Raw genomic sequence first — 20,453 nt, forward strand, 5'->3', positions numbered from 1 at the left:
TTTCGTCTGCTCCCGGCCCACCGAAGGGCCGGGGCTATTGCCTTAGATGGGGACCGGCGCGCGCCGGTCAACCCATGCTGTGGCGCATTCAGGCGGTCATTGCGCCGAAGCGCGAGCTCGCGTGTGTCTTGAACTGACCTTCGCCCGCCGCGTGATCGCGTTCGATGAAAACAACGGCAATGTCATGAGCTTCGGCGATCTCGAGACCGCGCTCGCGACCAAGGGTCAGCATCGCGGTGGCCCATGCGTCCGCCATCATGCCGTTCTCGGCGATGACGGTGGCGGCGGCGGTGTGGTGCTCGATCGGGCGACCAGTGGCCGGATCAATCACGTGGCTGAAGCGCTTGCCGTCCCGCTCGAAGTAGTTGCGGTAGTCGCCCGAGGACGCGAGGCCAACGCCCGAAATGCCGACCACGTCGAGCACACCGCGGGTCAGCGAGTCCGGCTTTTCGATGCCGATCTGCCAGGGCTGGCCCGAGGGATTGCGGCCCGAGGCGTAGAGGTCACCGCCGATTTCGACCATGTAGTCGGAAATTCCCAGCGATTCCAGAGCGGTGGCGACGCGGTCCGCGCCGTAGCCCTTGCCGATAGCAGCAAGGTAGACCTGCGCGTCACCACGCACCTTCGACAGGCTGGTTTCGCCCACCGACAGCGTGTTGTCATGGCCAGAGGCAGCCAGCGCGCGCTCGATCTCGACATCGGCAGGCATCGACCGCTCGCCGGGGGCACCAAAGCCCCAAAGCTCGATGAGCGGGCCCATGGTGGTGTCGAAGCGGCCCTCGCTGCGCAGGTTGACGTCGGCAGCGGCCTGCATCACGTGTCCGAGAGGGCCGGACATCTCGAAGGCGTCGCCTGTTTGCACAGCGTTGAAGCGCGAGATCTCGGAGCCCGAATCCCAGTTCGACATCTGGCCGTTGACCTCGGTGAGGGCGGTGTCGATGGCGGCCTGAAGATCGGCGCGGGCGACATTGCTGCCCTTGTCCACGGCGACGATGTTGTAGGAGGTTCCCATCGTCAAGCCGCTGATTTCAAAAACTTCTGCGCTCGGCTTGCAGGCTGCGAATGCCAGCGGCATGACCATGAAGGAACGGCGGGAAAACTTGATCGGGGTGTGCACGAACGAACCTCTTGCTGGTGTCGGCCTGGTATCGGCGTAACGGATATGAGCGGATCAGGTGGCGTTTTCCGCGACATTGGGTGGGTTTACAACACAAAAATTTTTGCCGTCCGCCGCGGTATGCGGTTTCGCTTCGCGCCAGTCTGTTGCAAAAGCCAGCGGAGATTCCGAAAAGAGGGCGACGAAGGTGAAGCGTTTTACGCTACGCAAAGGTTTGAACCTCCCGATCGAGGGAGCGCCTGCTCCTGATGTCGGGGATGCAACGCAAGTGGGCACCGTCGGCATCCTGGGAGCCGACTATATCGGCCTCAAACCAAGGATCCAGGTCGAAGAAGGTGATGTGATTGCGCGCGGTGCGCCGGTTCTGTTCGACAAGGACATGCCCGAGGCGCTGATCGTCTCGCCGGTGTCCGGTCGGATCAAGGCTATCAATCGCGGCGCGCGACGCAAGCTCATCAGCATCGAGATCGAGGTGGACGACAGCGCGGCCGCGCCCGTCGATTTCTCGGCCGTCGGTGACGTGAGTACCCGCGAGGGTCTGGTCGAACGGCTTTGCGCCGCGGGCCTGTGGACCTCATTCCGCACCCGTCCCTATTCCAAGGTACCGGCGCCCGCGTCGACCCCGGCGGCGATCTTCGTCACTGCCATGGACAGCGAACCGCTGGCCGCCGACCCCGCCATCGCGATCCTCGCGGAGCCCGAGGCGTTCGAGCGCGGGCTCGAGGCAATCGCGTCCCTGTCGGGCGGCAACACTTACCTGTGCCAGGCCGACCGCGACGCGCTGCCCGGCGCCGAACTGAACGGCATCACTGCCGCCAGCTTCTCGGGCCCCCACCCCGCTGGTCTTGCCGGCACGCACATGCATTTCCTCGAGCCGCCGACCACCGAGCGCACCGTCTGGAGCATCGGCTACCTGGACGTGCTGGCGATCGGCCGCCTTCTTATCACCGGTCAGCACGACAGTTCGCGGATCATAGCGCTCGCCGGCCCCGTCTGTGCCAACCCACGCCTTCTGCGCACGCAGGCCGGTGCGTCGATGACCGAGCTCGCCGCGAACGATCTGCCCGGCGATCTGCCGGTGCGCATCATTTCGGGGTCCGTCCTGTCGGGCCGTGCCGGTGAGGGCGTCAACGCCTTCCTTGGCCGCTATGCCCGCCAGATCACGCTGATCGAGGAAGACCGCAAGCAGATCCCACTGGGCTGGATCCGCCCGATGCCGTCCAAGTACGCGTTCCAGCCGGTGCTCGGCTCGGCGCTGGCGAAGATGCGCAAGGTGAAGCTGACGACCAACCTCAATGGCGGCCGCCGCGCCATGGTGCCGATCGGCACCTTCGAACAGCTGATGCCGCAGGATTATCTGCCCACGCAGCTGCTGCGCAGCCTGCTGGTGATGGACACCGACACGGCACAGGCGCTTGGCGTGCTCGAGCTTGACGAAGAAGACGTCGCGCTCTGCGGGTTCGCCTGCCCGGCCAAGTATGAATACGGGCTGGCGCTGCGCGACAGCCTCACCAAGATCGAGAAAGAGGGGTGAACCTTGGGCTTGCGTAACTTTTTCGACCGGATCGAGCCGAGCTTTGAGAAGGGCGGCAAGTGGGAGAAGTGGTTCCCCATCTACGAGATGGTCGAAAGCTTCCTTTACACGCCGAAGACGGTGACCACGGTCGCGCCCCACGCGCGGTCCTACATCGACATGAAGCGGATCATGACCTACGTCGTGATCGCAACGATCCCGTGCATCCTGATGGCCCTCTACAACACGGGCTACCAGAGCAACCTCGCCATCGCCGAATACGGTGCATCGGGCTGGCGCGCGGCGATCATCGAAACCCTCGGCATCGGCTTCGACGCTTCCAACCCGCTCGCCAACATGGCCCACGGGGCGCTGTATTTCCTGCCGATCTACATCGTGACGCTGGTCGCGGGCGGTATCTTCGAGGTTATCTTCGCGACCATCCGCAAGCATGAGGTGAACGAAGGTTTCCTCGTGTCCTCAATGCTCTACACGCTGATCCTACCCGCCACGACCCCCCTGTGGCAGGTGGCACTGGGGATCATCTTCGGTGTGGTGATCGGCAAGGAAGTCTTTGGCGGCACCGGCAAGAACTTCCTCAACCCTGCCCTCGTGGGCCGTGCGTTCCTCTACTTCGCCTACCCGGCGCAAATGTCGGGCGACAACGTCTGGGTGCCCGTCGACGGCTTCACCGGCGCGACCGCGCTGGCCGTGACCGCCTCCGACGGCATGCAGGCACTGGCCGCACAGGGCTTCACATGGTGGGACAGCTTCCTTGGCTTCATTCCGGGCTCGCTAGGGGAAACCTCGACGCTGGCGGCGCTCATCGGTCTTTGCTTCCTGCTGTTCACCAAGATCGCCAACTACCGCATGGTGGTGGGCTGCCTTGCGGGCATGATCGGCTTCTCCCTGCTGCTGAATTTCATCGGGTCTGACAGCAACCCGATGTTCGCGATGCCGTGGTACTGGCACCTCGTGGTGGGCGGCTATGCCTTCGGCTTGGTGTTCATGGTGACTGAGCCGGTGTCGGGATCGCACACCAATGCAGGGCGCTACATTTACGGCATCCTGATCGGTTTCATGGTCGTGATGATCCGTGTGCTGAACCCCGCATTCCCCGAGGGCATGATGCTGGCCATCCTGTTCGGCAACGTCTTCGCACCGCTGATCGACTACTTCGTCGTCCAGGCCAACATCAAACGGAGGGCAAAGCGCAATGTCTGACGTACAGGAACACAAGGGCCCGATCCGGCGCTTCCTGGATCTGCCGCCCGACAGCATAGCCAAGACCGTGACCGTCGCCGTGGGGCTTTGCCTCGTCGCCTCGATCGTGGTGTCCGCCGCCGCCGTTTCGCTGCGCCCGGTGCAGGAAGAGAACGCCACCCGCGACATGCGGCTCAACGTCCTGCAGGTGGCGGGCGTTTACGACGAGACCGTTCCGGTGAACGATGCCTTCGAGGCGTTCGAGCCCCACGTGCTCGATCTCTCGACCGGTGAGTTCACCGAAGACTTTGACATCGACAGCTTCGGCGACCTCGCGGCCGCCGACGACCCCGCGATCATCCGCGCGCTTGACGAGGATCCCGCCGGTCTCGGTGGCTCCATGGAAGCCTTCCGCATGGTCTACATCCTGCGCGACGACGCGGGCGGGATCGACAAGGTGGTTCTGCCGATCGAAGGCTACGGCCTGTGGTCGACCCTCTACGGCTTCATCGCCCTCGAGGGGAACGGCAACGACATCTTCGGCCTGCAGTTCTACCAGCACGGCGAGACCCCCGGCCTTGGCGCCGAGGTGGACAACCCGCGCTGGCGTGCTCTGTGGAACGGCAAGAAGCTGTTCGCCGAAGATGGCGACCTGGCGATCACCGTCGCCAAGTCCGCGCCGCCCGAAGGGCAGGAGTATTACGTGGACGCGCTCGCGGGGGCCACGCTGACCTCGCGCGGGGTGCACAACCTGGTGCGCTTCTGGATGGGTGAAACCGGCTACGGTGCCTTCCTCGAGCGGCTGCAAGCAGGAGAGATCGACTGATGGCACAGACCTATCGTTCGCAACTCGTCGACCCGCTGGTCGACAACAACCCGATCACCCTGCAGGTGCTTGGCATCTGCTCGGCGCTCGCGGTGACCTCGTCCATGTCCGTGGCCTTTGTCATGGCGCTGGCGGTGACCATGGTGACCGGCTTCAGTTCGATGTTCATCTCGATGCTGCGCAACCAGATCCCCAGCTCGATCCGGATCATCGTGCAGATGGTCGTGATTGCATCGCTGGTGATCCTCGTGGATCAGCTGCTCAAGGCCTATGCCTACGAGATCTCGAAGACCCTGTCGGTGTTCGTGGGCCTCATCATCACCAACTGCATCGTGATGGGCCGCGCCGAGGCCTTCGCCATGAAGAACCCGCCGGTGGCGAGCTTCATTGACGGCGTCGGCAACGGGCTTGGCTACGGGCTGCTGCTGCTGATCGTGGGCTTCTTCCGCGAACTCTTTGGTGCAGGCTCGCTGTTCGGCATCACCATTCTGCCGACCGTGAACAACGGCGGCTGGTATGTTCCGAACGGCATGCTGCTGCTGCCCCCTTCGGCGTTCTTCATTATCGGCCTGCTGATCTGGGCGATCCGCACCTGGAAGCCGGCGCAGGTCGAAGAGCGTGAATACAAGATCCAGACGGTGGAGGCTCACTGATGGAAGGGCTCGTATCCCTTGCCGTAAAGGCGATCTTCGTCGAGAATCTGGCGCTGTCCTTCTTCCTAGGCATGTGCACCTTCTTGGCCGTGTCCAAGAAGGTTGCAACGGCGATCGGTCTCGGCGTCTCGGTCATGGTGGTGCAGGCCATCACCGTGCCCGCAAACAACCTGATCCTGAACTACCTGCTGGCCCCGGGCGCCCTGTCCTGGGCGGGCTTCCCGGACGTGGACCTGACCTTCCTCGGCCTGATCTCCTACATTGGGGTGATCGCGGCGCTGGTGCAGATCCTCGAGATGGTGCTCGATAAGTACTTCCCGCCGCTCTACAACGCGCTGGGTGTGTACCTGCCGCTGATCACCGTGAACTGCGCCATCCTTGGTGGCTCGCTGTTCATGGTGGAACGCTCCTACGATTTCGCCGAGGCGACCACCTACGGCATCTCGTCGGGCTTCGGCTGGGCGCTGGCGATCACCGCGATGGCGGGCGTTCGCGAAAAGCTCAAGTACTCGGACATCCCCGATGGCCTGCAGGGGCTTGGCATCACCTTCATCTCCGCCGGACTGATGGCTCTTGCCTTCATGTCCTTCAGCGGCGTGAACCTGTAAGGAGACGCAACCCATGATGACTTTCGGACTAGGCGTTGCGCTGTTCACGGTGATCGTGATCGTGCTGGTGACCGTGATCCTCGCGGCCCGCTCGAAGCTGGTGAGCTCGGGCAACGTCAACATCACCATCAACGGCGAGAAGACCATCTCGGTCCCGTCCGGCGGCAAGCTGCTGCAGACGCTGGCGGGCCAGAAGATGTTCGTCCCCTCCGCCTGCGGTGGTGGTGGCACCTGCGCGCAGTGCCGGGTGCGGGTGCATTCGGGCGGCGGGTCGATCCTGCCAACCGAGGAATCGCACATCACCAAGCGTGAGGCCGCCTGCGGCGACCGGCTGTCCTGCCAGGTCGCGGTCAAGCAGGACATGGAAATCGAGGTGCCCGAAGAGGTCTTCGGCGTGAAGAAGTGGGAGTGCACCGTGCGCTCCAACGAGAACGTTGCGACCTTCATCAAGGCCCTCGTTCTGGAGCTGCCCGAAGGCGAGGACGTGAACTTCCGCGCCGGTGGCTACATCCAGATCGAGGCCCCTGCGCACCACGTGAAGTACACCGATTTCGATGTGGCCGAGGAGTACCGGGAAGACTGGGACAAGTTCAATCTGTGGCAGTACGAGTCGAAGGTGGATGAGCCCATCGAACGCGCGTATTCCATGGCGAACTATCCGGACGAGAAGGGCATGATCATGCTTAACGTCCGCGTCGCCTCGCCTCCCCCGGGCTCGACCGGCATCCCCGCTGGTCAGATGTCGTCGTACATCTTCAACCTCAAGCCCGGCGACAAGGTCACCATTTCCGGCCCGTTCGGCGAATTCTTCGCCCGCGATACCCAGAAAGAGATGGTCTTCATCGGCGGCGGTGCCGGCATGGCGCCCATGCGGAGCCACATCTTCGACCAGCTCAAGCGGCTCGAGAACCGCGACCGGAAGATTTCCTTCTGGTACGGCGCCCGCTCCAAGCGCGAGATGTTCTTCGTCGAGGACTTCGACCAGCTTGCCGAGGAGTTCGACAACTTCGAATGGCACGTGGCTCTGTCGGACGCTCAACCGGACGACAACTGGACCGGCTACACCGGCTTCATCCACAACGTGCTGCTGGAAGAGTATCTCAAGAACCACCCGGCACCCGAGGATTGCGAGTTCTACATGTGTGGCCCGCCCATCATGAACAGCTCGGTCATCAACATGCTGCTCGATCTGGGCGTGGACCGGGAAGACATCATGCTGGACGATTTCGGCGGCTGATGCCGTTACCGGAAACAGTTAGGAGGGCCGTGGAGAGATCCGCGGCCCTTTTGCGTTGGCCCGTCGCCCCCCAGCCGAATGTGTCTGGCATTGCCCCTGACTGCCCGGCCGGACCTGTCCGGCGCTGCCCTCTGCCCTGCGCCCGGCGATGAGGCTGACGGGGGCTCCGCCCACCTTGGCTGCGCAAGTCCCCCCCGGCGTATTTGGAACGAGAAGAAGGCGTGGCGGCGCGTCATCCGGCCCGGGGCCACGCGTTACATTGTCGGCCTCCCTGCCTTAAGCGCCCTGATCGGGCCCTTCGGCTTTCGCGTTAAGGCGGCGATCTTCGGAGCACATGACAGCGCAATGGGCCAAGGGAGATTTGGGTTTGACGCAGGGCTGGAAGCTGCTCCTTGGCGGGGTGGCCATGATCATGGCGCTGCCGATCCTCAAGGACGGACGGCAGGCGCCATCGTTCTGGCACACTGCTGACGTGCAGGCGCGGCTGGTGGAGGGGAGCGGCCCGGTGGCACCGCGTGCGCCATGACAGCAGGTGCGGCGACCGGCACAGGTGCTCGATCTGGAAGTCTACAAACCGCGTGCTTTCGCGGATTAGGCGTTGGGGGTGGTTGAGCTGTCATGACGTGACTACAGGTTCGACCGGCAGTCAGGGTTCAGCGGAACAGACTTGGTGCTCGTCTATGGCGCCATGTCGGACCCGGGGGTGGTCGCGCACATTGTGAGCCAGTGCGGGCGCTTCAGCTACTCGTTAGAAAGGCGCGGCGCGGAACTTGATATGCGGCGGCTGCGCAGTCAGCCGGCCAATGTTCACCTCGTCTTCACCGATCTGACGGATTAAGCGAACAAGGGGATGCCGCCCTCACCGAAGGGCGTTGGCGGAGATCACGGGACCCAACAGGAGGCACTGGCGCTCTTAGCAGGTGCGCCATGACCTTGGAGCAGGCGCTTGCCAGCTGCTGCTGGTCGCCCGCATACGCGAGCGCGAGCCGGTGGCCTCTCTTTTGGGGAACTCAAGAAATGTCACAGTCAGACGCGGTGTCAGTGAAAAGGGAGTGTTCCCGCTCCGAGTTGAACCGCATGCCGTGTGCCAGCCTATACTGTAGAATGCTGGGCCCGCGCCGGACGGGGGCCGCCTCCCATCCGGCGACAGCGCTGCGGCGTGCCAAGTGGGGGAGCCGCCACACGTGATGCCGCGCAGACCTGCTCAATGTTTCTATTTTCTTTGCTGTTCCCTCGCCTTGGGGACGTCTGTGCAAGATGGGAGAAAGCACTGTGGTCGGTTTGCCCGACCTCGTTTGCCTCCCTTTCTACATAGCGGCTGGGCAAAGCAAGGCAGAGGCCAAGGTTGTGAGGCACGTACATAAAAAGGCGCCGCGTGAGGGAACGCGACGCCTTTGGTACATGCCTTGAGTTAGCTCAAACCGCCTTGTTGCCGTTGGAGCCGATGAACCACGCATCTTTCTCAGCGGTACGGCTCACTTCGGTGAGAAGGTCTGCGGTATCCTCGTCACCGGCCTCGTCCGCGGCTTCGATGCCTTGGCGGAGCTTGGTGGTGAAATCGTTGTAGCGCTCGACCAATGCCTCAACGTGATCGTCGAGTTTCACGATCTCGGTCGGGTAAGCCGAAAGCGAGCTTTTCTCGGCGACGGTCTTCGACGTACCCTGCGCAAGCCCGCCCATCATGACAACCCGCTCTGCCATCAGGTCCGAACCTTCACGCAGGTGATCCGCGACGTCATCGAGCAATTCGTGCACACCGATAAAGCCGACGCCCTTGATGTTCCAATGCGCCTGCTTCACGGCGTTCGCCAGATCGATGGTGTCGGCAAGCCGCGCGTTCAGCAGCTCGATCATCTCGGTGCGGGCGTTTTCCTTCAGGAAGGGGACAAAGTTCTGCGGCATGGATCGGCTCCTCACTCGTGCGTCAAAATTCTAGGTGCTGCGGGTGTCGCAGCCCCGGCGCGCTGCCGGGCTTCGGTGTCACAACGTCGAAAGCCGCGACCGGTTCCACGCTAGAACGATATGATTTCACGCTCGGTGACGAGGAGGTCCAGAGGCTCATCGTTGGGGTCGAAGGGCAGTGCCTCGGCCACCTGCGCGGCATAGGCAAAGCCCACCGCGAGCACTGGCCCTGACGCCCGGAGGGCCTGCAACGTGCGGTCATAGAACCCCCCGCCATAGCCCAGCCGCGAGCCTTCCCGGGTGAACGCCAGCAGCGGCACGATAAGGATTTCGGGGCGGATGAACACAGGCGACTGGGGAATCCGCGCGCCGAACGGGCCATCGACGAGCGGCATCTCGGGCTCCCACAGCGCGAACTGCAGCGGCTCGGCCTCGGCCTCGATCACCGGGATGGCGACCGGACCCCAGGCCGCGGCCTCGGCCATGGCGGGGATCGGGTCAATCTCGGACTGGATGGGCATGTAGCCCGACAGCGGCACGCCACGATGACCAGCCAAAAGCTCGGACAGGCGCCCTGCCCCCGCGCCGACATCGGCCGCGTGGGCCGCGCGGCGGCGGACGCGGGCGGCCTTGCGCGCTTCGATCTTGGCCTCGGCGAGGCTCACAGCAGCACCAGCACGGCAAGGCCGAGGAAGGCGAAGAAGCCCACAACGTCGGTCACCGTGGTCACGAAGGCACCCGAGGCCAGCGCCGGGTCGACCTTCAGCTTCTCGAGCAGCACCGGGATGCCGATCCCCGCAAGCCCCGCGATCACCAGGTTGATGACCATCGCCGAGGCGATCACCACCCCAAGCGCCGGAGAGCCGAACCATGCAAGGCCCACGAGGCCCATGATCACCGCGAAGGCCACGCCGTTGACGAGGCCCACGGCGATCTCGCGCCGAATGATCCGCCAGACGTTTGAGCCGGTAAGGTCCTTGGTGGCCAGCGCGCGGACCGCCACGGTCAGCGCCTGCGTGCCAGCATTGCCGCCCATGGAGGCGACGATGGGCATCAGCACCGCCAGCGCCACCACCTGCGCCAGTGCCGCCTCGAACTGCGAAATCACCAGCGAGGCAAGGATCGCCGTCACGAGGTTCACCGCCAGCCAGGGGAAGCGCTGCCGGGTGGTTTCCAGCACTGTGTCCGACAGGCGGCTTTCCTCGCCCACACCGGCGAGGCGGAGGATGTCTTCCTCGTGTTCCTCGTCGAGCACGGCCATGGCATCGTCGATCGTGATCATGCCAACCAGCCGTTCATTCTCGTCCACCACGGGGGCCGAGATCAGGTGATACTGGTTGAACGCATAGGCCACGTCCTTTTCGGGACGGGTGGCGGGGATGACGTGAAAAGTCTCCTCCATGAGATCCGCCAGCTTTACCTCGCGCCGCGAGGCCATGAGCCGGCCAAGGGTGACATTGCCCACCGGGTGAAGCTTGGGATCCACCAGCACAAGATGGTAGAACTGATCGGGAAGATCCTGCGAGCTTCGCAGATGATCGATGGCCTCACCCACGTTCCAATGCTCGGGGGCCATTACCACCTCGCGCTGCATCAGGCGGCCAGCGGAATATTCCGGGTAGGTCAGCGACTGTTCGACCGCGACCCTGTCGCCCTCTTCGAGCACCCCGAGGATGGCGCTTTGCTGCGCCGCGTCGAGATCCTCGATCAGGTCGACCACGTCGTCGGTCTCGAGATCCCGCACCGCGTCGGCCAGCACCTCGGGGTGCAGCGCCGCGATCACGTCCTCGCGGATCGACTCGTCGAGTTCCGACAGGATGTCGCCGTCGAATTCCTTGTCGTAAAGCTTGATCAGCCGCATCCGGTCGTAGGCGTTGATCTGCTCGAGAAGGTCGGCGATGTCCGCGGGGTGCAGAGGCTCCATCAGCTCGACGAGCTGTTCACGGTCCTCCACGTCCACGGCATAAAGGATGGCGGCTACCGATTTCGGCTGCAGCGCGTAGGCGTCGTCGTCACTGGGCCCGTCCTCTTCAGGCGGGAGCTCGGGGCCGTCCTCGGGGTCCTTCGGGGTGTCCGAAGGATCGCCGGGCTGATCCTCGGCGCGCTCTTCGTCCTCGGGGCGGGTCTTGTTTTCGGTCGCTTCGGTCATGCCTGCTCCGCTGCCTTGCGTTTCGCGCAAATGGTAGGATATCGGCGCGAGATGCAACAGGGGCGCATTGCACTTCCGCCCCCCCGAGGCCATCGTGCCATGGTTCCCAGACGAGATCGCTCATGCCCAAAGCAACCACCCTTCATCTCGGCCAGGTGCTGAGCTTCGACGCCGCCCCCACCGAAGCCGGGCCCGACGCGGTGCGTATCAGCAGCGCGATGCTGGTGGACGTGGGCCGGATCGTGGCCGTGGGTGACGCAGCTCAACTGCGCGCGGCCCACCCCGAAGCCGAGGTCGAGGATCACGGCAAGCGCCTCATCGTGCCAGGCTTTGTCGATGCGCACGCACATTATCCGCAGACCGCGATGATCGCGAGCTGGGGCAAGCGGCTGATTGACTGGCTCAACCTCTACACTTTTCCCGAGGAACGGCGCTTTGCCGATCCCGCCTATGCGCGTGACGTGGCCGGGCGCTACCTTGACCTGTTGCTTTCCCATGGCACCACGAGCGTGTGCAGCTATTGCACCATCCACCCCGCGTCGGTGGATGCGCTTTTCGAGGCGGCCGAGGCGCGGGGCATGCGCGTCTTTGCAGGCAAGACCTGCATGGACCGCCCCGAGACCACGCCCGACTTCCTGCGTGACACGGCGCAATCGGCCTATGACGACAGCCGCGCCCTGCTGGAGCGCTGGCACGGGAAGGGCCGCGCCGCTTATGTGATCACGCCGCGCTTTTCGCCCACATCGACCGAAGCGCAGCTCGAGGCGCTCGGCGCTCTGTGGGCCGAGAACCCGGACTGCCTGATGCAGACCCACCTTTCTGAGCAGACCGACGAGATCACTTGGGTCAAGTCGCTCTACCCCAGCGCACGCGATTACCTCGACACCTATGAGGCGCATGGGCTGCTGGGCACGCGCGGGCTTTACGGCCATGCCATCCACCTCGAGCCGCGCGAACGGGACCGGCTGCGCGAGGTCGGCGCGGGCCTGGTGCATTGCCCGACGTCGAACACCTTCATTGGGTCGGGCCTTTTCGACATGGACGGGCTGCTGCGCGAAGGCCAGCGTATCGGGCTGGCAACGGACACAGGTGGCGGCTCCTCCTTCTCAATGCTGCGTACAATGGCGGCGGCCTACGAGATCGCCCAGCTGCGCGGACGGGCCCTCCACCCGGCGGAACTGCTGTGGCTGGCGACGCAGGGCTCCGCCCGGGCGCTGCGCTGCGACGACCGCATCGGCAACCTCGCCCCGGGGATGGAGGCGGATTTCACCGTGCTCGACATGGCCTCGACCCCGGCCATCGCACAGCGCGCCGCGGAGGCCGAGACGCTCTGGGAGGCCCTTTTCCCCACCATCATGATGGGCGACGACCGCGCCATCGCGGGCACGTGGGTAGCAGGCAAGCCGATGCGGGGATGACTTGGCGCGGCACTGCCCTAGATGGCAGCGCCAATCACCGAAGGAGTCTCCTCATGTCCCGCATCCTGCTTGTCGGCGCCACCGGCGGCGTCGGTCACCGCCTGCTTCCCCTGCTCATCGAACGTGGCCACGAGGTCACCGCACTGCACCGCAGCCCAGACCAAGCCGAGGCACTCAGGCAGTCCGGCGCGGCCACTGCCCTTGCCGACCTCATGGAGATCGACGGCTCCGGCTTTGCTGAGCTCGCCAAAGGGCATGATGTCATCGTGTTCTCGGCCGGTGCGGCGGGCAGCGGCCTCGAGCGGACGGCGAAGATCGACGGCGATGGCCCGCTGCGGATGATCGACGCGGCGCGGACGCACGGCATCTCGCGGCTTTACCTTGTGTCCGCCATGCCTGACGCCGGGCGTGGCAAGGAGCCGAACGAGAAATTCGAATTCTACATGCAAACCAAGAAGAACGCGGATTCGGCGCTCGCCGCCACTGCGTTCGACTGGGTGATCCTGCGCCCCGGCACGCTTATCGACAGCGACGAGGCCCGCCCTGTGGCATTGTCGCAGGCCTTGCCCTACGCCTCAGTCAGCCGGGGAAGCGTGGCCATGGTGCTGGCCGAGCTCATCGACCGCCCCTCCATCCGCCGCGAGATCCTCGAGCTTACCGACGGCAGTACGCCGATCACCGCAGCGGTCGGCGCGCTCGCCCGCGCCTAGAGCGGACGGGCCACCACGAGCACCCAGTAGTCGCCGGATCGGCCGATGCCATACTGGGTGGCCTCGCGCATGCGCAGGTTCTTGCGATGGCCGGGCGAGTCGTCCCAGATCTGCATAACGGTCGGGAATCCGCGCGAGGTCCAGGCGACGTTCTCGCCCACGGTGGAATAGTTGTAGCCCTGCGCCTTGGCGCGCGCCCCCACGGTCGACCCGTTGGAACCGGTGTGCCCCACCTTGCCCATACGCGCCACATCGCGGGCATGGGCCTGCGCGGCTGCAGCAAGCCGGCCGTTCTGCTGCAACCGCTGCAGACCATGCGCCTGCCGATAGGCATTGAGCGCCTGTCCGGGGTTCACTGCCGCATCGGGTGCATCATTGCCCTGCCCGTACATGTACCACAGCCCGTCAGAACCAGTCCCGTCGCGAGACGGCGCCGCATTGGTGGCGGGTGAGGTACTGACCGCAGCAGGTGTCACCACGGCAGCGCCCCTGCGCTGATCCGCGCCCGGATCAGAGCGGACGTCGATCTCGGCGCAGGCCAGTAGGGGAAGGCAAAGGACGGTCGTGGCAAACAGGGTCTTCATGGCAACTCCGGCGCGGACATCTCGGGGCGGGCAGACCTGTGGTCGTACATCACCCCTGTTAAGAACGGTTGCTTCCGATCTAGTCATCCCCGCGCCATTGGCCAGTAGCATCGGACTTTGAGGCGGGTTCCTGCCGGTTTTACCTGCCACGAGCCTGATCTGGCTCAGCGTGGCTCGGCGACGACGAGGGCCCAGTAGACCCCCGAGCCCGCCAGACCGTACTCCTCCCCGCTTTTCAACAGCATGTTGCGGCGATGACCGGGCGAATCGATCCACATGTCAATGACATGGTCCATGCCCCGATCCGACCAGCCGACGTTTTCGACCGCGTTGCGAAACCGGTAGCCCTGCCGTTGCAGGCGCATCTTGAGGGTGCTGCCGTCCGATCCCCTATGGCTCATCTGGCCCATGCGCTGCATGTCCTGCGCGTGCAGCGCGGCGATGCGCTGTAGGGTTGCATCAGGTTCAATCGCCCCAAGCCCTTGGCTTGCGCGGAAGGCATTGATCGAACCGGTTTCGCGCACATCTGCAGGCAGGCTCCGACCGTCGAGCTCCACGTCAGGCGTCGGCTGAACCGAGGCGCCGCAGGCGGACAAAACGCCTCCCGCACCGGCAAGCAAAGGCAATGAGGTCAGCCCCCGCAGCACGGACCTGCGGCTCTTGTGTTCGTTCAGGGACATTGCGGGAAGCTCCTTCGTCATCTCAAGTCCTGCCGCCGAGCGGTCTCATCGATGCGACCAGGCAATGCCTGGGATCGCCGGCTTGTGCAGTTTAGGCCGTCTTGAACCTTGTATACTGCAACCATCACAGCGGCCCGGTACGCCGTCAGCACAAGCGCGCAGCACGCCCTGCACTGCCGGGCATGGCCACGCGTTCACAGCCAGTGTCATTCAGCGTTATGTCCAAACCAAGGCAGTGCAAGGCCATCCCCCGTCCAAGCAGGGATCAGGCACAGACCCGCCTATCCGGCCAGCCGCCGCGCCAGTGCAGTCTGTCTCTCGATGGTTGAGAAAAGATCAATGCTGGTCAACATCCCGTCGCGCACGATCTGCCTGCCCTCGACGAACAGATGGCGCACCCGCTGCGGCCCGGCCAGCAGAAGAGCCGCCTTGTCCCAGCTGCCGGCGCTATCGATGCCAGTCACATCCCACAGCGCCAGATCCGCGCGCTTGCCCACGGCGACCTGACCGCAATCACGGCGCCCCAGCACCTCGGCCCCGCCCCGCGTCGCGACATAAAGAGCCTCGCGGGCACTCATGGCGTCGGCGCCGCGGCTTACCCGCTGCAGCAGCATCGCCTGCCGCGCTTCGACCATCAGGTTTCCAGCGTCGTTGCTCGCAGAGCCGTCGACCCCGAGCCCGACCGGAACGCCCGCGTCGCGCATCGCCCGCACCGGCGCGATGCCCGAACCAAGGCGGCAGTTTGAGCAGGGGCAATGCGCAACGCCGGTCAAGGAGTTTGCAAAGAGATCAATCTCCTGCCCGTCAAGCTTCACGCAATGGGCATGCCAGACATCAGGCCCCGTCCAGCCCAGCTCCTCGGCATATTGACCGGGGCGGCAGCCGAACTTTTCGAGGGAATAAGCGATATCTTCATCATTTTCGGCCAAGTGAGTATGCATCATCACCCCCTTGTCCCGCGCAAGGATCGCAGCGTCGCGCATCAGCTCACGGCTGACCGAGAATGGCGAACAGGGCGCAACGCCGACGCGCACCATTGCCCCGTCGCGCGGATCGTGGAACGCATCGATTACGCGGATACAATCCTCGAGGATGGCCTCCTCGCGTTCCACCAGGCTGTCAGGCGGCAAGCCACCGGCGCTTTCGCCGATCGACATGGCTCCGCGGGTCGCATGGAATCGCAAGCCGATCTCGCGCGCGGCATCGATGGTATCGTCCAGCCGTGCGCCGTTGGGATAAAGGTAAAGGTGATCGGAGGTCAGCGTACATCCCGAAAGGGCCAGCTCGGCGAGGCCCGTAAGCGCCGAGACGCGCATCTCTTCCGGGCCGAACCGCGCCCAGATCGGGTAGAGAGTCTGCAACCAGCCGAAGAGCAGCGCATCCTGGCCGCCAGGCACCGCGCGGGTCAGGGTCTGGTAGAGATGGTGGTGCGTGTTCACCAGACCCGGAGTGACCACGCAGCCGGCGGCATCGACGATGTCTCCGGAAGTTTGCAGGCCTTGACCGATCGCAGCAATGACACCGTCCCTCAGAAGGACGTCGGCGCCGCAGAGCTCGCGGGCGGTGTCATCCATGGTCAGGATGGTGTGGGCGTTGCGGATCAACGTTTCGGGCATGGAACGCTCCTGCGGTTTGGCCCATGCTGCCGCCCTGCCCGACCAATGGGAAGCCCCTTCCGGGACGGACCGGCAGGTCTTCAGGGTGGCGTTCAGGCGTTGAGCAGTGCCAGCGCTTCTGCGTGAATTTCAGCATTGGCAGCAGCAATGACGCGCCCGCCCATGTGCACGGGGTTGCCCTGCCAGTCAGTGACGATACCGCCAGCCGCCTCGATCACCGCGATCGGACCTTGGACGTCATAGGGATACAGTCCCGCCTCGATAACAAGATCCACCTGGCCTGCCGCCACCAAGGCGTACCCGTAACAATCCATGCCATAGCGGGTCAGGCGAACCGCATCGCGAACCCTTTCGAACCCGGCACGCTCTTCGGCAGAGCCGACTTCGGGGAAGGTCGAGAACATGATCGCCTGATCCAGGGGGCGCGGCGCGCGGCTTGCAAGGGGGCGCGTCCCAAGTGGCCCCGTCACCTCGGCGAGGCCGGGACCGCCGCAGAACCGCTCTCCGATGTAGGGTTGATCGATGATGCCCAAAACCGGGCCGCTCTCGTCACTGACCGCGATCAGAACGCCCCAAGTGGGCGTGCCGCTGAGAAATCCACGTGTTCCGTCAATGGGATCGAGCACCCATGTCAGGCCGCTGGTGCCCGTGGTGGTGCCCAACTCTTCACCGAGAATGCCGTCCTGCGGGCGCTGAGCCGCAAGGATGTCGCGCATCGCGACCTCGGCGGCACGGTCGGCGACGGTGACAGGATCAAAGCCGCCGGCCAGCTTGTTTTCAGCGTCAAGGCCAGTGGCCCGGAAATGTGGAAGGATTGCCGCGCGCGCGGCATCCGCGAGCGCATGAGCCGTCTTCCAGAGGTCTGAAACGAGCTCTTTCGAGATATCTGCCATTGCGCCGCTCCGTCACTGATCAAGAGATCAGTTAACGCAGCGGCGCAACAGGCTCAAGCGACGTCGGAGAGAACGCGGGCAAGTTCGAAGAGACGGCGGCGCTGGTTCTCGGGGATCGCATAATAAGACCGCACGAGATCCAGGGCTTCCTTGTCGCCAAGGATGTCCGCAGGCATTGCGGCTGCCTCGCCGGCAGCCTCTGCCTCGGCCTGTTCACCTTCGATGCCCTCGAAGAAGAAGCTCACCGGAACGTCGAGGGCATCGGCGATGTCCCAAAGACGGGAAGCGCTGACGCGGTTGGCCCCGGTTTCGTATTTCTGGATCTGCTGAAACTTGATCCCGACCTGCTCGGCCAGCTGTTGCTGGGTCATGCCCACCAGCCAGCGGCGATGGCGAATGCGTTTGCCGACATGGACATCAACCGGATGCGTCATTTTGTTTTTTTCCTTCTTTCACCCGATCAGGGCGTTTGTCATTAGTTCACACGAAAGGTGCCGACAAGGCCGGCCTGACGTTCGCGATGGCCCCTCTTCCCGATGCGCCAAAAGATACATCGCATAACGGGAAAGGGCAAGCCAAGCGCGCGCGTAGCGGTAGGCATAGCAAATCACGCACACTTTAAGATTGCGTTATTATCCTTTCGTATTAACGTTTTACGCAAAACAGATATTTGACATCCATAAATTGATCATCGACCATTCTCTCAAAGATTTGAGGACCCTATGCGCGCACTGCATCTCACGTCACATGACCTGCAACCCAAGATTGCCATCCTCGACACCCCCACTCCACAGGCGGGCGAAGTGGCGGTTACAATCATGGCGTGTGGACTAAATTTCGCCGATCTCCTCATGATGGAGGGGCGCTACCAGGACACGCCAGCGCTCCCGTTTACTCTTGGCATGGAGGTTGCAGGGACCGTCGAAAGCCTCGGAGACGGGGTGTCAGGGCTTTCGCGCGGGGATCGGGTGGCGGTCTTTGGTGGCCAAGGTGGCCTTGCTGAACAGGGGGTTTTCGATGCCCGCCGCGCGGTCCGGATGCCGAGCGCAATGAGCTTCGAGGACGCCGCTGCGTTCCAGATCGCCTACGGAACGAGCCACCTGGCGCTCGCCCATCGCGCGAAACTGCAAGCCGGTGAAACGTTGCTTGTTCTCGGCGCTGCGGGAGGTGTCGGGCTGACCGCGGTCGAGATCGGAAAGTTGATGGGCGCGCGGGTCATCGCCTGCGCTCGCGGCGCGGAAAAGCTCGAGATCGCGCGAAAGGCCGGTGCGGATCATCTCATCGATGCACAATCAGAAGATATTCGTGAGCAAGTTCTGGCACTTGGTGGATCGGATGTAGTTTACGATGCGGTTGGCGGCGACCAGTTCACCGCGGCGTTCAGATCCTGCAAGCCCGAGGCGCGCATTCTCAGCATCGGGTTTGCCAGCGGCGAAGTGCCGCAGGTCAAGGCCAACCATCTTCTGGTGAAGAACCTCACCGTCATGGGCCTTTACTGGGGAGGCTACCTGACGTTCGCCCCCGACATCCTGACCGGCTCACTCGCGCAACTGTTCAGCTGGTACGAGGAAGGTCGCATTCGCCCGCACGTCAGCCACGTGCTGCCGCTCGAGCGCGCCATGGAGGGGCTCGAGCTTCTGCGCAGCCGCAAATCGACCGGAAAAGTGGTCATCCGGACACAAGATTGATCCGCGCTCAGCTCCCCTCCCGGATCTGGGTCAGGGTGCGGTACGGAGTGAGGGCCTCCTTGTCGACGGTCAGCTCCAGAAGCGCGCCGGTGGGCGACGCCATGGCCCGCTCGAACGCCGCGGCGAAGGCCCCGGTGCTCTCGACACGCTCACCGTGCAGCCCGCAAGCCCGTGCGATGGAGGCGAAATCAGGGTTCACGAGGTCGGTGCCGCTGACCCGCGCGGGGAATTCCCGCTCCTGGTGGGCGCGGATGGTGCCGTAGGTGCCGTTGTTGACCACGATCACGATGATGCCCGCACCCGCCTGCCGGGCGGTGGCGAGCTCCTGAAGGGTCATCTGGATGTCCCCGTCGCCGGCGAAGCAGATCACCGGAGCCCCGGGACGCTCCAGCTTGGCCGCGATGGCCGCCGGCAGCCCGTAGCCCATGGCGCCCGACTGCGGCGCCAGCAGCCGCATTCCCGGCGTGAAGCGGAAGAAGCGCGTCGGCCAGACGGTGAAGTTCCCTGCCCCGTTTGTCAGCACCAGCGGCTGCCCCGCGAGGCGTTCGCGCAGGTGCGCACAGACCGCGACCATGTCCACCGGCCCGGGCTGCGCAGGTGCCTTGTCGATGAAGCTAAGGTGCGCCTTGCGCGCGGCACGTCGCCAGTCCGACCAGCTCCCCTGCACCGGCGCGCCGAGGGCAAGCGCGAAACGCTCGGGGGATGCGGTGACGCCCAGCGCCGGGCGGTAGACCTTGCCGATTTCACCATCGCCAGCGTGCACATGGACGATTTTCTGAACCGGGTCCGGCACGGACAGCAGCTCGTAGCCGTCGGTCATGTTCTCCCCGAACCGGGTGCCTAGCGCGAGGATCACATCCGCGTCACGCAACAGCCCGCGCACACTGCCAGCCATGCCGACACCGGCATCACCACAGAACACGTCCGAGCCATGATCCACCTGATCCTGGTAGCGGAACGAGGTGATGACAGGCACGTCAGACCCTTCGGCAAATCGCATCAGCGCCTCCGAGGCAGCACGATCCCACGGCGCCCCGCCAAGGACGATCAGCGGACGCTCGGCGCCGGCCAGCAGCCTGCGCGCCTCCTCGATGGCGGCAGGCGCAGGCTCGGCGGGATGGATGGCAATCGGCCCAACGACGGGGGCAGCGGCGCTCGTGGCCGACAGGGTGTCCTCGGGCAGCGCGATGACGACGGGCCCGGGCCGTCCGCTGGTCGCCACGGTCCAGGCCCGTGACAGGAGTTCTGGGATACGGTCCACATGGTCGATCTCGGTCACCCACTTGGACATGGTGCCAAAGACAGCGCGGTAGTCGACCTCCTGAAAGGCCTCGCGCTCGCGCATGTCCGTTGCGATCTGCCCCACCAGCAGGATCATCGGCGCGCTGTCCTGCATGGCCGTGTGCACCCCGATGGAGGCATTCGTCGCGCCGGGGCCGCGGGTGACCATGCAGATGCCCGGCTCTCCGGTAAGCTTGCCATGGGCTGCGGCGGCGAAGGCCGCGCCACCTTCCTGCCGGCAATTCACGAAATCGATGCGACTGCCGTGCAGCGCATCGAGCACCGCGAGATAACTTTCGCCCGGAACCCCGAACGCGCGCCGCGCCCCGAGGCCTTCAAGACACTCCACCACGAGCTGTCCACCATTGCGCATGT

The 20,453-nt window shown here is 64.4% G+C and carries 21 protein-coding genes; 11 read left to right on the forward strand and 10 right to left on the reverse strand.

Annotation, left to right across the window (positions count from 1 at the left end):
- Nucleotides 1–88: 88 nt before the first annotated feature.
- Nucleotides 89–1,012, reverse strand: coding sequence for an FAD:protein FMN transferase (locus tag IEX41_RS03445; protein ID WP_308421485.1), 924 nt, complete (start codon nt 1,010–1,012; stop codon nt 89–91).
- A gap of 292 nt (nt 1,013–1,304) precedes the next feature.
- Here IEX41_RS03445 and IEX41_RS03450 point away from each other — a divergent pair, with 292 nt between their 5' ends.
- The 8 genes from IEX41_RS03450 to IEX41_RS03485 all read left to right on the forward strand — a co-directional run bounded on the left by IEX41_RS03450 (nt 1,305) and on the right by IEX41_RS03485 (nt 7,995).
- The gene (locus IEX41_RS03450; protein ID WP_188788790.1) at nt 1,305–2,651 is read left to right on the forward strand and encodes a Na(+)-translocating NADH-quinone reductase subunit A; all 1,347 of its coding nucleotides are present in this window, start codon (nt 1,305–1,307) and stop codon (nt 2,649–2,651) included.
- Between the two features lie 3 nt (nt 2,652–2,654).
- Nucleotides 2,655–3,854 carry an NADH:ubiquinone reductase (Na(+)-transporting) subunit B gene (locus IEX41_RS03455; RefSeq protein WP_188788792.1) on the forward strand — a complete coding sequence of 400 codons (1,200 nt, stop codon included), beginning with the start codon at nt 2,655–2,657 and terminating at the stop codon, nt 3,852–3,854.
- On the forward strand, nt 3,847–4,659 hold the full coding sequence (locus IEX41_RS03460) for a Na(+)-translocating NADH-quinone reductase subunit C (RefSeq protein ID WP_188788794.1): 813 nt from the start codon (nt 3,847–3,849) through the stop codon (nt 4,657–4,659). Before IEX41_RS03455 ends, IEX41_RS03460 begins: the two co-directional genes overlap by 8 nt.
- Nucleotides 4,659–5,312 (forward strand): NADH:ubiquinone reductase (Na(+)-transporting) subunit D, encoded by a 654-nt coding sequence (locus tag IEX41_RS03465; protein ID WP_188788796.1) that lies wholly within the window; start codon nt 4,659–4,661, stop codon nt 5,310–5,312. Before IEX41_RS03460 ends, IEX41_RS03465 begins: the two co-directional genes overlap by 1 nt.
- Nucleotides 5,312–5,920 (forward strand): NADH:ubiquinone reductase (Na(+)-transporting) subunit E, encoded by a 609-nt coding sequence (gene nqrE, locus IEX41_RS03470; protein ID WP_188788798.1) that lies wholly within the window; start codon nt 5,312–5,314, stop codon nt 5,918–5,920. The genes IEX41_RS03465 and nqrE overlap by 1 nt, the downstream gene beginning before the upstream one ends.
- A gap of 13 nt (nt 5,921–5,933) precedes the next feature.
- A complete protein-coding gene (gene nqrF / locus IEX41_RS03475; RefSeq protein WP_188788801.1) occupies nt 5,934–7,157 on the forward strand; it encodes an NADH:ubiquinone reductase (Na(+)-transporting) subunit F in 1,224 nt (407 codons plus the stop codon).
- Nucleotides 7,158–7,524: 367 nt separating this feature from the next.
- On the forward strand, nt 7,525–7,683 hold the full coding sequence (locus tag IEX41_RS03480) for a hypothetical protein (protein WP_188788803.1): 159 nt from the start codon (nt 7,525–7,527) through the stop codon (nt 7,681–7,683).
- Nucleotides 7,684–7,824: 141 nt separating this feature from the next.
- Nucleotides 7,825–7,995, forward strand: a complete 171-nt coding sequence (locus IEX41_RS03485) for a hypothetical protein (RefSeq protein WP_188788805.1) — start codon at nt 7,825–7,827, stop codon at nt 7,993–7,995.
- A 578-nt stretch (nt 7,996–8,573) separates the two neighbouring features.
- Here IEX41_RS03485 and dps read toward each other — a convergent pair.
- The 3 genes from dps to mgtE form a co-directional block, all read right to left on the reverse strand.
- Nucleotides 8,574–9,059, reverse strand: a complete 486-nt coding sequence (gene dps, locus IEX41_RS03490) for a DNA starvation/stationary phase protection protein Dps (RefSeq protein WP_188788807.1) — start codon at nt 9,057–9,059, stop codon at nt 8,574–8,576.
- Between the two features lie 110 nt (nt 9,060–9,169).
- Complete coding sequence (locus IEX41_RS03495) at nt 9,170–9,724, reverse strand: 5-formyltetrahydrofolate cyclo-ligase (RefSeq protein WP_188788809.1); 555 nt, start codon at nt 9,722–9,724, stop codon at nt 9,170–9,172.
- The gene (gene mgtE / locus IEX41_RS03500; RefSeq protein WP_188788811.1) at nt 9,721–11,208 is read right to left on the reverse strand and encodes a magnesium transporter; all 1,488 of its coding nucleotides are present in this window, start codon (nt 11,206–11,208) and stop codon (nt 9,721–9,723) included. The genes IEX41_RS03495 and mgtE overlap by 4 nt, the downstream gene beginning before the upstream one ends.
- A gap of 122 nt (nt 11,209–11,330) precedes the next feature.
- Between mgtE and guaD the strand changes: the two genes are divergently transcribed.
- A complete protein-coding gene (guaD, locus tag IEX41_RS03505) occupies nt 11,331–12,626 on the forward strand; it encodes a guanine deaminase (RefSeq protein WP_188788813.1) in 1,296 nt (431 codons plus the stop codon).
- A 53-nt stretch (nt 12,627–12,679) separates the two neighbouring features.
- Complete coding sequence (locus IEX41_RS03510) at nt 12,680–13,336, forward strand: NAD(P)H-binding protein (protein ID WP_188788815.1); 657 nt, start codon at nt 12,680–12,682, stop codon at nt 13,334–13,336.
- Here the strand turns inward: IEX41_RS03510 and IEX41_RS03515 are convergent.
- From IEX41_RS03515 to IEX41_RS03535, 5 genes are all read right to left on the reverse strand, one after another.
- The gene (locus IEX41_RS03515) at nt 13,333–13,920 is read right to left on the reverse strand and encodes a CAP domain-containing protein (RefSeq protein WP_188788817.1); all 588 of its coding nucleotides are present in this window, start codon (nt 13,918–13,920) and stop codon (nt 13,333–13,335) included. The genes IEX41_RS03510 and IEX41_RS03515 overlap by 4 nt on opposite strands.
- A gap of 164 nt (nt 13,921–14,084) precedes the next feature.
- The gene (locus tag IEX41_RS03520; protein WP_188788818.1) at nt 14,085–14,600 is read right to left on the reverse strand and encodes a CAP domain-containing protein; all 516 of its coding nucleotides are present in this window, start codon (nt 14,598–14,600) and stop codon (nt 14,085–14,087) included.
- 281 nt (nt 14,601–14,881) lie between these two features.
- Nucleotides 14,882–16,216 carry an 8-oxoguanine deaminase gene (locus IEX41_RS03525; protein WP_188788819.1) on the reverse strand — a complete coding sequence of 445 codons (1,335 nt, stop codon included), beginning with the start codon at nt 16,214–16,216 and terminating at the stop codon, nt 14,882–14,884.
- Between the two features lie 92 nt (nt 16,217–16,308).
- Nucleotides 16,309–17,109: a histidinol-phosphatase gene (gene hisN / locus IEX41_RS03530; RefSeq protein WP_188788820.1), complete on the reverse strand. Its 801-nt coding sequence runs from the start codon at nt 17,107–17,109 to the stop codon at nt 16,309–16,311.
- Nucleotides 17,110–17,162: 53 nt separating this feature from the next.
- A complete protein-coding gene (locus IEX41_RS03535) occupies nt 17,163–17,543 on the reverse strand; it encodes a helix-turn-helix domain-containing protein (protein WP_188788821.1) in 381 nt (126 codons plus the stop codon).
- A 288-nt stretch (nt 17,544–17,831) separates the two neighbouring features.
- Here IEX41_RS03535 and IEX41_RS03540 point away from each other — a divergent pair, with 288 nt between their 5' ends.
- A complete protein-coding gene (locus IEX41_RS03540; RefSeq protein ID WP_188788822.1) occupies nt 17,832–18,797 on the forward strand; it encodes an NADPH:quinone oxidoreductase family protein in 966 nt (321 codons plus the stop codon).
- A 7-nt stretch (nt 18,798–18,804) separates the two neighbouring features.
- Here the strand turns inward: IEX41_RS03540 and IEX41_RS03545 are convergent, their stop codons facing one another.
- Nucleotides 18,805–20,451 carry a thiamine pyrophosphate-dependent enzyme gene (locus IEX41_RS03545; protein ID WP_188788823.1) on the reverse strand — a complete coding sequence of 549 codons (1,647 nt, stop codon included), beginning with the start codon at nt 20,449–20,451 and terminating at the stop codon, nt 18,805–18,807.
- Nucleotides 20,452–20,453 lie beyond the last annotated feature (2 nt).

The sequence above is a fragment of the Salipiger pallidus genome (assembly GCF_014643635.1).
GTDB lineage: Bacteria > Pseudomonadota > Alphaproteobacteria > Rhodobacterales > Rhodobacteraceae > Salipiger > Salipiger pallidus.

Excerpts from the sequence above, each read along its gene's own strand:
- IEX41_RS03445 (WP_308421485.1), bottom strand. The coding sequence starts at position 1,012 with ATGGGAACCTCCTACAACATCGTCGCCGTGGACAAGGGCAGCAATGTC.
- IEX41_RS03460 (WP_188788794.1), top strand. The coding sequence starts at position 3,847 with ATGTCTGACGTACAGGAACACAAGGGCCCGATCCGGCGCTTCCTGGAT.
- IEX41_RS03465 (WP_188788796.1), top strand. The coding sequence starts at position 4,659 with ATGGCACAGACCTATCGTTCGCAACTCGTCGACCCGCTGGTCGACAAC.
- nqrE (WP_188788798.1), top strand. The coding sequence starts at position 5,312 with ATGGAAGGGCTCGTATCCCTTGCCGTAAAGGCGATCTTCGTCGAGAAT.
- nqrF (WP_188788801.1), top strand. The coding sequence starts at position 5,934 with ATGATGACTTTCGGACTAGGCGTTGCGCTGTTCACGGTGATCGTGATC.
- dps (WP_188788807.1), bottom strand. The coding sequence starts at position 9,059 with ATGCCGCAGAACTTTGTCCCCTTCCTGAAGGAAAACGCCCGCACCGAG.
- mgtE (WP_188788811.1), bottom strand. The coding sequence starts at position 11,208 with ATGACCGAAGCGACCGAAAACAAGACCCGCCCCGAGGACGAAGAGCGC.
- guaD (WP_188788813.1), top strand. The coding sequence starts at position 11,331 with ATGCCCAAAGCAACCACCCTTCATCTCGGCCAGGTGCTGAGCTTCGAC.
- IEX41_RS03510 (WP_188788815.1), top strand. The coding sequence starts at position 12,680 with ATGTCCCGCATCCTGCTTGTCGGCGCCACCGGCGGCGTCGGTCACCGC.
- IEX41_RS03515 (WP_188788817.1), bottom strand. The coding sequence starts at position 13,920 with ATGAAGACCCTGTTTGCCACGACCGTCCTTTGCCTTCCCCTACTGGCC.
- IEX41_RS03520 (WP_188788818.1), bottom strand. The coding sequence starts at position 14,600 with ATGTCCCTGAACGAACACAAGAGCCGCAGGTCCGTGCTGCGGGGGCTG.
- IEX41_RS03525 (WP_188788819.1), bottom strand. The coding sequence starts at position 16,216 with ATGCCCGAAACGTTGATCCGCAACGCCCACACCATCCTGACCATGGAT.
- hisN (WP_188788820.1), bottom strand. The coding sequence starts at position 17,109 with ATGGCAGATATCTCGAAAGAGCTCGTTTCAGACCTCTGGAAGACGGCT.
- IEX41_RS03535 (WP_188788821.1), bottom strand. The coding sequence starts at position 17,543 with ATGACGCATCCGGTTGATGTCCATGTCGGCAAACGCATTCGCCATCGC.
- IEX41_RS03540 (WP_188788822.1), top strand. The coding sequence starts at position 17,832 with ATGCGCGCACTGCATCTCACGTCACATGACCTGCAACCCAAGATTGCC.
- IEX41_RS03545 (WP_188788823.1), bottom strand. The coding sequence starts at position 20,451 with ATGCGCAATGGTGGACAGCTCGTGGTGGAGTGTCTTGAAGGCCTCGGG.